Genomic DNA, 11501 nt, shown 5'->3' with positions numbered 1-11501 from the left:
ATCTGGGATAACGGCGACATCAGCAAGGCCCATATCGTGGCCGGGGCGGGCGTCGTCCCCAATAGCTGGCATATCGCCGGCACAGGCGACTTCGACGGCAATGGCCACAGCGACATCCTCTGGCGCAACGACAATGGAGCGGTGTCGATCTGGGATAATGGGCAGATTGGCGCCGCGCATCTAATCGCCAATGCGACCCTGATCCCTAACGATTGGCACATTGCGTAAGCAAAGCTTGGTACGCGCACTGCGGACCTGACGACTGGCGCGTTCGGTATCTAAGTTTCGTGGCCAAAGTGTGCGACGTCGTGGGCCTGTACGTCTTGCCGCCTGAGCACGCTATTGCTCTGCGTGTGGACGAGAAATCTCCAAATCCAGGCGCTGGACCGCAGTTAACCCATGCTGCCGATGCGTCTTGGCCGGCCGGCACGAAGAAACCATGGCCACGCGAGGGACGGCATCACAGGACATCACGTTGTTCATCGAGCCGACACCATGCCGATCCCCAACCAGTCCGAAGAAACAGGTCCTCCGATAACCTCCTTAGCTTCCATCGAGCGCTTCTGCCGCCACAATGCTCAGCAGCAGAATGCGACGCGGTGTTTCACCTTCCGGTTCAGGACTCTAGGTGCGCTCGCTCCATATCCGGGCTAGCATCGCAACCGTCGGGTCCGCTGCCCGAGCGGGCAAATGTGATCATGTCGACCTACCGGCTGAAAAACCTGTTGTCGCCTCGATCGGTCGCGCTGGTCGGCGCAAGCGCACGTCCGGCTTCCGTTGGGCGCGCGGTCCTGGAGAACATTCGCAAGGCGGAATTCAAGGGGCAGTTCGGCCTGGTGAACCCGCGCCATGCCGAGATCGGCGGCATCGCGGCGGTCAGCAGCCTGGAGAAGCTGCCTTTTGTGCCCGAGTTGATCGTCATCACTGCGCCGGCGCGCGAGGTCCCTGAGATCGTCGACCAAGCCGGCCGTCGCGGCTCGGCCGGCGCCCTGATCGTCTCAGCGGGACTCGGTCACGGACCGGGATCGCTCCAGGACGCCGCTACCACTGCCGCCCGCAAACACGGCATGCGGCTGATTGGCCCCAACTGCCTCGGCATCATGATGCCCGGCGCAAACCTCAACGCGAGTTTCGCCGCGCACATGCCGAGGGCTGGAAACCTCGCGCTGATCTCGCAATCGGGTGCGATCGCGGCCGGCATGGTGGATTGGGCCGCGCAGCGTGGCGTCGGCTTCTCCGGCATCGTCACGATCGGCGATCAGATCGACGTCGATATCGCTGATTTGCTCGACCATTTCGCGATGGACCACAAGACCCGCGCGATCCTGCTCTACATCGAGGCCATCAAGGACGCGCGGAAGTTCATGTCGGCGGCGCGTGCGGCAGCGCGCGTGAAACCCGTCGTCGTGGTGAAGTCCGGCCGCATGGCGCAGGGGGCGAAGGCGGCCGCCACGCATACGGGCGCGCTTGCAGGCGCGGACGCAGTCTATGATGCGGCCTTCCGCCGTGCCGGCGTCCTCAGGGTGTCCGATCTGCGTGAGCTGTTCGATTGTGCCGAGACGCTCGGCCGGCTCGGATCGCCGGCGGGAAAGCGCCTCGCCATCCTGACCGATGGTGGCGGCATCGGTGTGCTGGCGGTCGATCGGCTGGTGGACCTCGGCGGAATTCCCGCGCCCATGACACCCGATATGCGCGAGAAGCTCGACGCGGTGCTGCCGCCGACCTGGTCCGGCGCCAATCCCGTCGACATCGTCGGCGACGCCGATGCGTCGCGCTATGCCGCGGCGCTGCAGGTGCTGCTCGACGATCCCGGCAATGACGCGGTTCTCGTGCTCAACGTGCAGACCGCGATCGCATCGGCCGCCGAGACAGCGGCGACCGTGACTGAGCTCGTCGTCAAGTATCGCGAGAAGCACCGCAGTCGGGCCAAGCCCGTGCTTGCGGCCTGGGTCGGGGCCGACCAGCAGATCATCGCCACGCTGTCCGGCGCGGGCATTCCGAACTATCCGACCGAAGACGATGCGGTGCGTGGCTTTATGCATATGGTCCGGCATCGCGAGGTGGTCGATGAGCTGAGCCAGGTTCCGCCGGCGATGCCGGACAGCTTCGTGCCGGATGTCGCGACTGCGAAGCCGATCGTCTCGACGGCCATCGCTGACGGGCGCAAATGGCTCGAGCCCGTCGAGATCAAGCATCTGCTTGGGTGCTATGACATCGCAATGGTGCCGACCCATGCGGCCGCAAATGTCGAGCAGGCGGTCGGCTATGCGGATGAGATATTCGCGCAAGGCGCCACCGTCGTGCTCAAGATCATGTCGCGCGACATCGTCCACAAGTCCGACGTCGGCGGTGTGGTGCTCAATCTGACCACACCCGATGCGGTGCGCGCGGCTGCCGTCGATATTCTCGCCCGGGCGAAGAGGCTGCGGCCTGAAGCCCGTATCGACGGCGTCATTGTGCAAGCGATGATCGTGAAGAAGGCGCGCGAGCTGATCCTGGGCCTTGCCGATGATCCGACTTTCGGCACCGTTGTCGTGTTCGGTCGCGGCGGGACGGCGGTCGAGATCATCAACGACAAAGCCCTGGCGCTGCCGCCGCTCGATTTGCAGCTCGCCCGCGACCTGATCGAGCGCACCCGTGTGTCGCGATTGTTCCCCGCCTATCGGGACGTGCCGGCCGTCAAGCAGGACGCCGTCGCCATGGTGCTAGTCAAGCTGGCGCAGATGGCGGCCGACATCCCCGAAATCCGCGAGCTCGATATCAATCCGCTGCTGGCGGACGAAACAGGCGTAGCCGCCGTCGATGCCCGCGTCGCGGTAGCGCCACCGCAGCGGAAGTTTGCGGGCTCCGGTCCCGCCAATTTCGCCGTCCGCGCCTATCCCTCGCAATGGGAACGCCGGCTGGCGCTCAAGGACGGCTGGCGCATCTTCGTGCGGCCGTTGCGCCCGGAGGACGAGCCCACCATCCATGAGTTCCTGCGCCACGTGACGGCCCACGACCTTCGCCTTCGCTTCTTCGCGCCGATGAAGGAGTTTACTCACGAGTTCATCGCGCGCCTGACCCAGCTCGACTACGCGCGCGCGATGGCGTTCATTGCGTTCGACGAGAAGGACGAGATGGTCGGCGTGGTGCGGCTTCACTCGGATTCGATTTACGAGAGCGGCGAATACGCGATCCTGCTGCGGTCCGACCTCAAGGGCAGGGGGCTCGGATGGGCCCTGATGCAGCTGATCATCGACTACGCCAAGTCGGAAGGGCTCAAGACTATCTCGGGCGACGTTCTCAAGGAGAACGTCGTGATGCTGGAGATGTGCCGGCAGCTCGGCTTCGAGATCAAGCCGGACCCGTCGGAACCTGATATCTGTGACGTGCGGCTGAAGCTCTGAGGCACGCCGGCTACGAGCGCGCTTCGGGCGCTGCGTCTGCGGCGGACTCTCGGGCCGTCCTTCGCATGTTCTTGACGATGATTGCGATCAACGGCACCAGCACCGGCACGATCGTGCTGAGCGGATGATGGACTGCGCCGGTCAATTGGGCCTGAAATGCCCGGGCTTCGACCTGGAGGGCCTCGATCGACGTGCCGTGGATTTCATTGGCGAGCTTGATGTCGCGGCCCGAAGGCGGGCGTCCGGCGACGATGAACAGAACCGCCGCGATGGCGAAATTGATCGCTCCCAGGACGGCGGTTGCGGCGATTGCGCTCCAGATCTGGACGAGAGCGAAATAGGCGGACAGCTCCAGCATCAGCAGCCCAAATACGGCGATCAGCGCCGCGAAGGCGCGCAGACCGAGTCCGATCAGCAGGTGGCGGAGCCTGATATCCGCGATGATCCTGTCCGTGCGCCACAGGGCGCGCAGATGCTTGACCACATTCTCCGTATTCACCTAGTGCCTCCTCAGCATGAAACCGACGACCACGCCGAGCGCAAAGGCAGAGGCGAGCGAGGCGACGGGGCGCTCCGTGATGAGGTCGTGCAGCTGTTCCTGGTCCTCGCTGACGGTTTCGCCAAGCTCGGCCAGCGCCGCCTTGATCTGATCGGTGAGGGCTTCAGTACGGTCCTTTGACGTCTCGAAAATCTCCTCGCCAGCGGTGCTCAGCAGACGTGTGACGTCGATTTTCAACGCTTTCAGCTCGTCGCTCATTCTGCCGGTGTCGAACATTGGCGGTCTCCGTTGAATAGAGAGCCTATGCGGGCCGGCCTAAAGGCCATTGATTTGCGTCAAGGAGGCGAGAGCGGACCTGTTTTTGAGGCAAGTCTGTTTGATTCAGGTCAATCGAGCCGCCCTATGCCGGCCTAGAACACAATCATCGGGGCCGGTCGTCCCATGAGGATGTGCGCGTGAATTCGGAACCTCTGCTGCTGGCAAGCCCGTCGGGTGATGCGCTCGAATTGCGGCCTGAGGGGTCGTGGATCGCGGCCAACGTCGCAAAGCTTGAAGCTCTGTCCCGATCTGTCGCGGTGGATGTCGATCGATCGAGAGCCGTGACGCTCAATATGTCAGGCATCAGCGCGCTCGACACGCTCGGTGCCTGGATCCTGGAGAAATTGTCGCGCAAGGCCGCATCGTCCGGCAGGCCGGCCGAGATCGTCGGCGTGACCGATCATTTCAGCGGCTTGCTGGAGGAGGTGCGGCAGGTCAATCGCCACACGCCGGCGCCGGCGGCCGCGCTCAACCCGGTTCTGCTCAGGCTGAACGATCTCGGCAAAGCCACGGTCGGAGCCCGCGAAGACATCACGATCTTCCTGCAAATGCTCGGCGCCCTGTTCATGGCCGTGATCGGCGTCCTGCGTCGGCCCCGCTCGCTGCGGCTGACATCGCTGGTCTATCAGCTCAACCGAATCGGATTGCAGGCGATTCCCATCGTCGTGCTGATCACCTTCCTGATCGGCGCCATCATCGCCCAGCAGGGGTTCTTTCATTTCCGCAGGTTCGGCGCGGAATCCTACACCGTCGACATGGTTGGCATCCTCATCCTGCGCGAACTCGGCGTGCTGATCGTCGCCATCATGGTCGCCGGCCGTTCTGGAAGCGCTTACACCGCCGAACTCGGTTCGATGAAGATGCGCGAGGAGATCGACGCGCTTTCGACCATGGGGCTCGATCCTGTCGACGTTCTGATCTTGCCGCGCGTGGCCGCTCTCGTCATCGCGCTGCCAATCCTCGCCTTCATCGGATCGATTGCCGCGCTCTACGGCGGCGGCCTGGTGGCGCAGTTCTATGGCGGGATGGGGCCTGCGATCTACATCGCGCGGCTGCATGAGGCCATCTCCGTCACTCATTTCGAGGTCGGCATCCTGAAAGCGCCGTTTATGGCGCTGGTGATCGGGATCGTCGCCTGTAGCGAAGGACTGCGCGTCAAGGGCAGCGCCGAGTCGCTCGGCAGGCAGACCACGACGTCGGTGGTGAAGTCGATCTTTCTCGTGATCGTGCTCGACGGCCTCTTCGCGATCTTCTTTGCCTCGATCGGAATGTGACGATGCCCGAATCGCAGCAGGGGTTCGCGATCCGCGTCCGCGACCTCGTGGTCGGCTTCGAACGTCAGACCGTGCTTGACCATCTGTCGCTCGATGTTTGCCGGGGTGAAATCCTCGGACTCGTTGGCGCGTCAGGAGGCGGCAAGTCGGTGTTGATGCGTACCATCATCGGCCTCATACCGCGGCGAAGCGGGACCATCGAAGTCATGGGACAGCCGATCGGCGGCATGCATGATCGCAGCATGCAAGGCCCGGCCACGACATGGGGCATCCTATTCCAGCAGGGCGCGCTGTTCTCCTCGTTGACAGTCCGGCAGAATGTACAATTTCCGCTTCGCGAAAATCTCACGCTGTCACAGGAGCTAATGGACGAGATCGCGATCGCCAAGCTCGAGATGGTCGGGCTGCGGGCGCTGGACGGCGACAAATATCCCTCGGAACTGTCCGGCGGCATGACCAAGCGCGTGGCGCTGGCGCGCGCGCTCGCGCTCGATCCCCCGATCGTGTTTCTGGATGAGCCGACCTCCGGCCTCGATCCGATCGCCGCCGGCGATTTCGACGCGCTGATCCGGACGCTACAGAAGACTCTGGGCCTGACCGTCTTCATGGTCACCCATGATCTCGCCAGCCTCACCACCGTCTGCGACCGCGTCGCCGCACTCGCCGACGGCAGGATCGTGGCAATCGGCCCGATGCGCGAATTGCTGCAATCCGAGCATCCCTGGGTGCGGGCCTATTTCCACGGCAAGCGCTCGCAGATGCTGCAACACGAGATGAGATGAGACATGGAAACCCGCGCTCCCTACGTGCTGATCGGCAGTTTCGTGCTGGCCGCGATCCTCGCGGTATTCGGCTTCGTCTATTGGCTCAACAACACCGGCGGCATCGGGCCGCGCACGAATTACCAGATGCAGTTCCAGGGGCCGGTGCCGGGCCTGCTGGTCGGCGCCGGCGTGCTCTTCAACGGCATCCGCGTCGGTGAGGTGACGCAGCTCGGCCTCTCGCCTGACAATCCGCGCTTCGTCAACGCGACGATCTCAGTTGCCTCGACGACGCCTGTGCGTACCGACACCAAGGTCGGGCTCGATTTCCAGGGGCTGACCGGCGTGCCGGTGGTGACGCTGGAGGGTGGCATGATCGTCGCCAAATCCGGCGAGCCGCTGACCTTGGTCGCCGAGGCGGGCGCAGGCCAGAGCATGACGCAGGCCGCGCGCGATGCCTTGCGGCGCGTCGACACCGTGCTGGAGGACAATTCCGGTCCGCTCAAGGACACCATCGCCAATTTCAAGACATTCTCCGATGGCCTTGCGCGTAACACCGGCAAGCTTGACGGCATTCTGGCAGGCGTTGAGAAGATGACCGGCGGCGGCGCACCTGCGCAGAAGTTCACCTATGATCTCCGCACGCCGCAAAATCTCGGGCCGGCCGGCAAGACGCTCTCGGCGTCGCTGGCCATTCCCGAGCCGACTGCTGTTGCAATGCTCCAGACGCAGCGCATGCTATTTTCGCCGGTGGGCGACAACCAGGGCTTTGCCGACTTCCTGTGGGCCGACAGCATTCCAAAGCTGGTGCAGGCGCGGCTGATCGACAGCTTTGAAAATTACGATATCGCGCACGCCCCGCTAAGGACGACAGACCTGGGGCAAGCGGATTACCAGCTCCTGATCGACATCAGGCGCTTCCGGATCGTCACGGATGGCGAGACCCGGGTCGAGATCGGGCTGTCGGCGCGGATCGTCGACAAGAACGGCAAGGTCATCGCCTCTCGCCTCGTCGAGACCAGCGAGAAGCTTGATAAGATCGAGCCGGCCGCCGCGGTCGCGGCGTTCGACGCGGCCTTCGCCCGCATCACCAAGGAGCTGATCGGCTGGACGGTGCAGGCGGTGTGAGACTGGCGCCGCGCTATTCGAGAGCCTTGAGATAGGACAGGAGGTTGTGAATCTGGTCCGGGTCGAGCTCGAAGGCGGGCATGTCGGCGTGGCCGGTATAGATGCCTTCGGCGAGCGCTTCCTCGAGGGTATCGATCGGGTACCGTTGGTGCAGGGTCCTGAACGGTGGAGCAATCTTGAGCGGGCTTTCGGAACGACGGTCGATCGCGTGGCAGCGCGCGCAATTGGCCCGCGCATAAGCCTTGCCGCGTTGTTCGGCGGTGGGAGCCGCCAGCGCAGGGGTGATCATAAGCAGGCCAATCAGGGCGTGGCGTAGAGCGTTTTGCAGCATGGAAATTGGTCCCGTCGAACTCTCGACGCAGAATAGGGAGGCCATGCGCGTCAAAATTGATCTGGGTCAATCGGCTTTGGCGCGATGCAGTAAAATGCATTCCGCGCGGCGTACTCCGTCAGGGGCGGAGATTCGGCGGCGCTTGGAGCGGTGGATGAGGGCTTCCGTGACGACGATTGAGCCGAACGGCCATTTTTGCAGCGATTGCGCGGTCCGCGGCTTCGCAGTTTGTGCGTCGCTGGACCCGGAGGAGCTGAGGGAGTTCGAGCATCTCGGGCGCCGCGTCCATTTCGCCGCGGGAGAGACCGTATTCTCCGAGGAGGACATCACGACCTCGTTCTACAATCTGCTCGAGGGCGTCATGCGGCTCTACAAGCTGCTGCCTGACGGTAGGCGGCAGATCGTGGGCTTTGCACTGCCCGGCGATTTCCTGGGGATGAATATTTCGGACCGTCACAATTTCTCGGCCGATGCGATCGGCGCGGTGACCGTGTGCCAGTTCGCCAAAGCTCCGTTCGGACGCTTCATCGAGGACCGACCGCACCTGCTCAGGCGAATCAACGAGCTGGCGATCCGTGAGCTGGGCCAGGCGCGCGACCACATGGTTCTACTCGGCCGTCGCTCCGCGGATGAGAAGGTCGCGACGTTTCTGCTCGGCTGGCGCGAGCGGCTGTTCTCGCTCAAGGGATCGTCCAACACGGTCCCGCTTCCGATGAGCCGGCAAGACATTGCGGACTATCTCGGCCTGACCATCGAGACCGTCAGCCGCACCTTCACCAAGCTGGAACGGCATGGAGCGATCGAGATACTCCATGGCGGAATCAGCCTGCGCGATCCCGCACGCGTCGAGGCACTGGCCGCGGCCTAACTCCCGGCCCGGCCCGACGCCCGCTCATTTTTGACTCCGATCAATGACGCCGGTCGCGCGCCGCGAATAATGGCCGGAATAAGGTGGGAGGGTAGGATGCCGATTGACGCGTTGCTGGTGATCATTGCCGTCGTGGCGATCTTTCGCAGCCGCGCTGGCTTGGGCGGATCGACAAACAAGTGCAGCCCGGCTCGATTCGGACACGAAGCGCCGAAGTTCCTGAGATCATTGTCGCATTTGACGTGACAGCCGTGGGGACTTGGTTGGCAGGCCCAATTGTGTCCGGCTCTCCCTGCAACTCTGCATGGTCTGAAGCGCATTGGCGCACCCTGCGGGTGCGATCTCGCAGCGCGACCACGGCACTTAAACGACATTTGCTTCAAACTGTATCCGTGCTTTCCGGTTGAAAAGCCTGCTAACGTTGACTACGCAGGAACTGCAGTGCCTCGCAGTCTTAGGAGTCCCGGCGTGCCTCAGGACAAGACCGGCGATCCCCGGCAGCCGTCGGGTAATAAACTGTCGGTTCTGCGCAAGCATCCGATCTTCGCAGATCTGGATCCGGACGCGCTCGATCAGCTCTGCCGCTACGCCAAGCACACCACGGTCAAGCGTGGCGCGACGATCGCCGCCAAGGGCGACCCGGGCAACAACCTGTTCGCGGTGATCTCCGGAACAGTGAAGATTTCCTCTTCATCGCCAGATGGCCGGAATGCCATTCTCAATCTGATCGGTCCCGGGGAAATCTTCGGCGAGATCGCCGTGCTCGATGGTGCACCGCGGTCGGCGGATGCGACTGCCAACACCAATTGCGAGCTCTACATCATCGACCGCCGCGACTTCCTGCCGTTCGTGAAGAGTCAGCCGGCGCTGGCGATGAAATTCATCGAACTGCTCTGCGCGCGACTGCGCTGGACCAGCCAGCAGGTCGAGCAGGTAATCTTGCAGAATCTGCCGGGTCGGTTGGCGAGCGCGCTGCTCGGCCTCACCGAGGAGCGCAAGTTCGACTCCGGCAGCGGCACGCTCGCGATCACGCAGCAGGAGATCAGCGAGATGGTGGGGATGACGCGCGAGAGCATCAACAAGCAATTGCGCGCCTGGTCCGGACGGAACTGGGTGCGCCTCGAGCACGGCGCGATCGTCGTGCTCGATACCGATGCGCTGCGCGAACTCGCCGAAAGTGGTCTCGACGGCGAATGATCGTGTTTGCCTAACCGTCGATGATGGCGACCGCGCGGGTCCAGCCCGCCGACGCCCGTTCGATCCTCACCTGGAAGCATGAGACCGTAATCCGCCCGAATTTTGCACCGGCACTAGTTGATGACGACGATCTCGAGCGGCAAGAGCGTGTGGCCGATCCGCTGGGGCTCCTTCGTGACGTCGTCGGTGGTTGCGACCTAGCCATCAAGTAACGCTCTCTCAGGGCCGTATTCGGAAAATTAGCATTTTCTGCCGATCGTCGCCGAGGGCGACGCGTGGTTGATCAATGCAAGTCCAGCATCGATCAATGCCGCATTTGGCTTGGACTCAGAATGCCGCCCGCCCTAGGGACGACGCTGGCGATATCGCGCCGATGCGGCGCGATCGTACAGGATGAGGCGATCGTCTCGCCCGAACCTCAAGCCGCAATCAATAGCGGTCGAGCACAGAACCAGAGGAACGTCCATGGATACGATGAGCATCGTTACCGCGCATCCGGCACTTGCCGCCCAGGTCCCCCGCAGGAGCGGGCGCGATGAGCGTCGCACAGTCCCGGGCGGACATTACCAATCAGCCAAATCCCCTCGACTCCGCCACGCAATCCTACGAAGGTGGTGCAGTTGCAGTGCTTGACTTCACACCAGAAGTGGAGCGACCCAAGGCGGCCCGCAGCACCTGCCCAACGACGACATAATCAACTCAGGAGGAAATCCCAGATGAAGACATTAATCGGTATCATCGCAGCCGCTGCATTGGCGGTGTCGGCGCCGCTCGCGACCGCACGCGATTTCCGCTCTGCCGATATCCACCCCGCCGACTATCCGACCGTCGAGGCCGTCAAGTTCATGGGCAAGCAGCTCGCGACGGCGAGCGGCGGCAAGCTCGGCGTAAAGGTGTTTCCGAACGGCGCCCTGGGCTCCGAGAAGGACACCATTGAGCAGCTCAAGATCGGCGCGCTCGACATGATGCGGATCAACGCATCGCCGCTGAACAACTTCGTGCCGGAGACCATCGCGCTGTGTCTGCCCTTCGTCTTCCGGGACACCCAGCACATGCGCAACGTGCTCGACGGCCCGATCGGCGATGAGATCCTGGCGGCCATGGAGCCTGCAGGCCTGGTCGGCCTTGCCTATTACGACAGCGGCGCTCGGTCCATCTACACCGTCAAGGCACCGATCAAGTCGCTTGCGGACCTCAAGGGCCTGAAGATCCGCGTCCAGCAGTCCGACCTGTGGGTCGGCATGATCGAGAGCCTCGGAGCCAACCCGACGCCGATGCCGTATGGCGAGGTCTACACCGCCCTCAAGACCGGTCTGGTGGATGCCGCCGAGAACAACTGGCCTTCCTACGAATCCTCGCGCCACTTCGAGGCCGCCAAGTTCTACAACGTCACCGAGCACTCGCTGGCGCCGGAAGTCCTCGTGATGTCCAAGAAGGTCTGGGACACGCTCAGCAAGGAGGATCAGGCGATGGTCCGCAAGGCGGCCAAGGAATCGGTGCCCGTCATGCGCAAGCTCTGGGACGAGCGTGAGCAGGCTTCGCGCAAGACCGTCGAGGCAGCCGGCGTTCAGGTCATCACGATCGCGAACAAGCAGGAATTCGTCGATGCGATGAAGCCGGTCTACGCCAAGTTCGCCGGCGACGACAAGCTGCAGGGTCTCGTCAAGCGCATCCAGGCCACGAAGTAGTACCATAGCGCATCCGGTCCGGCGTCGCCGCGAGGCGGCACCGGGCCCTCG

At 63.3% G+C, this 11501-nt stretch carries 11 protein-coding genes and 1 pseudogene; 8 read left to right on the top strand and 4 right to left on the bottom strand.

The genetic code is table 11. The features are described 5' to 3' along the window. Together FXB40_RS48175 and FXB40_RS28230 are read left to right on the top strand one after the other, a co-directional pair. Positions 1-228, top strand: a 228-nt coding sequence (locus FXB40_RS48175) for a hypothetical protein (RefSeq protein WP_210352190.1), incomplete at its 5' end; no start/stop codon positions are given. 470 nt (positions 229-698) lie between these two features. Next, entirely contained in the window at positions 699-3386 is a 2688-nt protein-coding gene (locus FXB40_RS28230; protein WP_148775389.1) for a bifunctional acetate--CoA ligase family protein/GNAT family N-acetyltransferase, read from the top strand. A gap of 10 nt (positions 3387-3396) precedes the next feature. Here the strand turns inward: FXB40_RS28230 and FXB40_RS28225 are convergent, their stop codons facing one another. Beyond that, positions 3397-3885, bottom strand: a complete 489-nt coding sequence (locus tag FXB40_RS28225) for a phage holin family protein (RefSeq protein WP_148775388.1) — start codon at positions 3883-3885, stop codon at positions 3397-3399. Continuing rightward, on the bottom strand, positions 3886-4161 hold the full coding sequence (locus tag FXB40_RS28220) for a hypothetical protein (protein WP_148775387.1): 276 nt from the start codon (positions 4159-4161) through the stop codon (positions 3886-3888). A 179-nt stretch (positions 4162-4340) separates the two neighbouring features. Here FXB40_RS28220 and FXB40_RS28215 point away from each other — a divergent pair, with 179 nt between their 5' ends. Genes FXB40_RS28215 through FXB40_RS28205 form a run of 3 tightly spaced genes read left to right on the top strand, consistent with a single transcriptional unit; the run spans position 4341 to position 7366 of the window. Beyond that, positions 4341-5477, top strand: coding sequence for an ABC transporter permease (locus FXB40_RS28215; protein ID WP_148775386.1), 1137 nt, complete (start codon positions 4341-4343; stop codon positions 5475-5477). Positions 5478-5479: 2 nt separating this feature from the next. Then, positions 5480-6259 carry an ABC transporter ATP-binding protein gene (locus FXB40_RS28210; protein WP_187437195.1) on the top strand — a complete coding sequence of 260 codons (780 nt, stop codon included), beginning with the start codon at positions 5480-5482 and terminating at the stop codon, positions 6257-6259. A gap of 3 nt (positions 6260-6262) precedes the next feature. Beyond that, positions 6263-7366: an ABC-type transport auxiliary lipoprotein family protein gene (locus FXB40_RS28205; RefSeq protein WP_148775384.1), complete on the top strand. Its 1104-nt coding sequence runs from the start codon at positions 6263-6265 to the stop codon at positions 7364-7366. Between the two features lie 13 nt (positions 7367-7379). Here the strand turns inward: FXB40_RS28205 and FXB40_RS28200 are convergent, their stop codons facing one another. Beyond that, complete coding sequence (locus FXB40_RS28200) at positions 7380-7697, bottom strand: c-type cytochrome (RefSeq protein WP_148775383.1); 318 nt, start codon at positions 7695-7697, stop codon at positions 7380-7382. A gap of 154 nt (positions 7698-7851) precedes the next feature. Between FXB40_RS28200 and FXB40_RS28195 the strand changes: the two genes are divergently transcribed. Both FXB40_RS28195 and FXB40_RS28190 read left to right on the top strand, forming a co-directional pair. Further along, positions 7852-8565: a Crp/Fnr family transcriptional regulator gene (locus FXB40_RS28195; protein ID WP_148775382.1), complete on the top strand. Its 714-nt coding sequence runs from the start codon at positions 7852-7854 to the stop codon at positions 8563-8565. Between the two features lie 468 nt (positions 8566-9033). Beyond that, the gene (locus FXB40_RS28190) at positions 9034-9762 is read left to right on the top strand and encodes a Crp/Fnr family transcriptional regulator (protein ID WP_148775381.1); all 729 of its coding nucleotides are present in this window, start codon (positions 9034-9036) and stop codon (positions 9760-9762) included. Between the two features lie 10 nt (positions 9763-9772). Here FXB40_RS28190 and FXB40_RS49405 read toward each other — a convergent pair. After that, a pseudogene (locus FXB40_RS49405) lies at positions 9773-9959 on the bottom strand (hypothetical protein); the annotation flags it as partial. A 519-nt stretch (positions 9960-10478) separates the two neighbouring features. Here FXB40_RS49405 and FXB40_RS28175 point away from each other — a divergent pair. Then, positions 10479-11450 (top strand): TRAP transporter substrate-binding protein, encoded by a 972-nt coding sequence (locus FXB40_RS28175; RefSeq protein WP_148775380.1) that lies wholly within the window; start codon positions 10479-10481, stop codon positions 11448-11450. The last annotated feature ends 51 nt before the right edge of the window (positions 11451-11501 follow it).

It is taken from the genome of Bradyrhizobium rifense (assembly GCF_008123425.1).
Classification (GTDB): Bacteria; Pseudomonadota; Alphaproteobacteria; order Rhizobiales; family Xanthobacteraceae; genus Bradyrhizobium; species Bradyrhizobium rifense.
The sequence above is the reverse complement of the archived record's forward strand: the minus strand, read 5'-3'. Positions and strand labels throughout refer to the sequence as shown.

Bases quoted from the DNA above. Each gene is read 5' to 3' on its own strand.
- FXB40_RS28230 (WP_148775389.1), top strand. From the start codon at position 699: ATGTCGACCTACCGGCTGAAAAACCTGTTGTCGCCTCGATCGGTCGCG.
- FXB40_RS28220 (WP_148775387.1), bottom strand. From the start codon at position 4,161: ATGTTCGACACCGGCAGAATGAGCGACGAGCTGAAAGCGTTGAAAATC.
- FXB40_RS28210 (WP_187437195.1), top strand. From the start codon at position 5,480: ATGCCCGAATCGCAGCAGGGGTTCGCGATCCGCGTCCGCGACCTCGTG.
- FXB40_RS28205 (WP_148775384.1), top strand. From the start codon at position 6,263: ATGGAAACCCGCGCTCCCTACGTGCTGATCGGCAGTTTCGTGCTGGCC.
- FXB40_RS28200 (WP_148775383.1), bottom strand. From the start codon at position 7,697: ATGCTGCAAAACGCTCTACGCCACGCCCTGATTGGCCTGCTTATGATC.
- FXB40_RS28195 (WP_148775382.1), top strand. From the start codon at position 7,852: ATGAGGGCTTCCGTGACGACGATTGAGCCGAACGGCCATTTTTGCAGC.
- FXB40_RS28175 (WP_148775380.1), top strand. From the start codon at position 10,479: ATGAAGACATTAATCGGTATCATCGCAGCCGCTGCATTGGCGGTGTCG.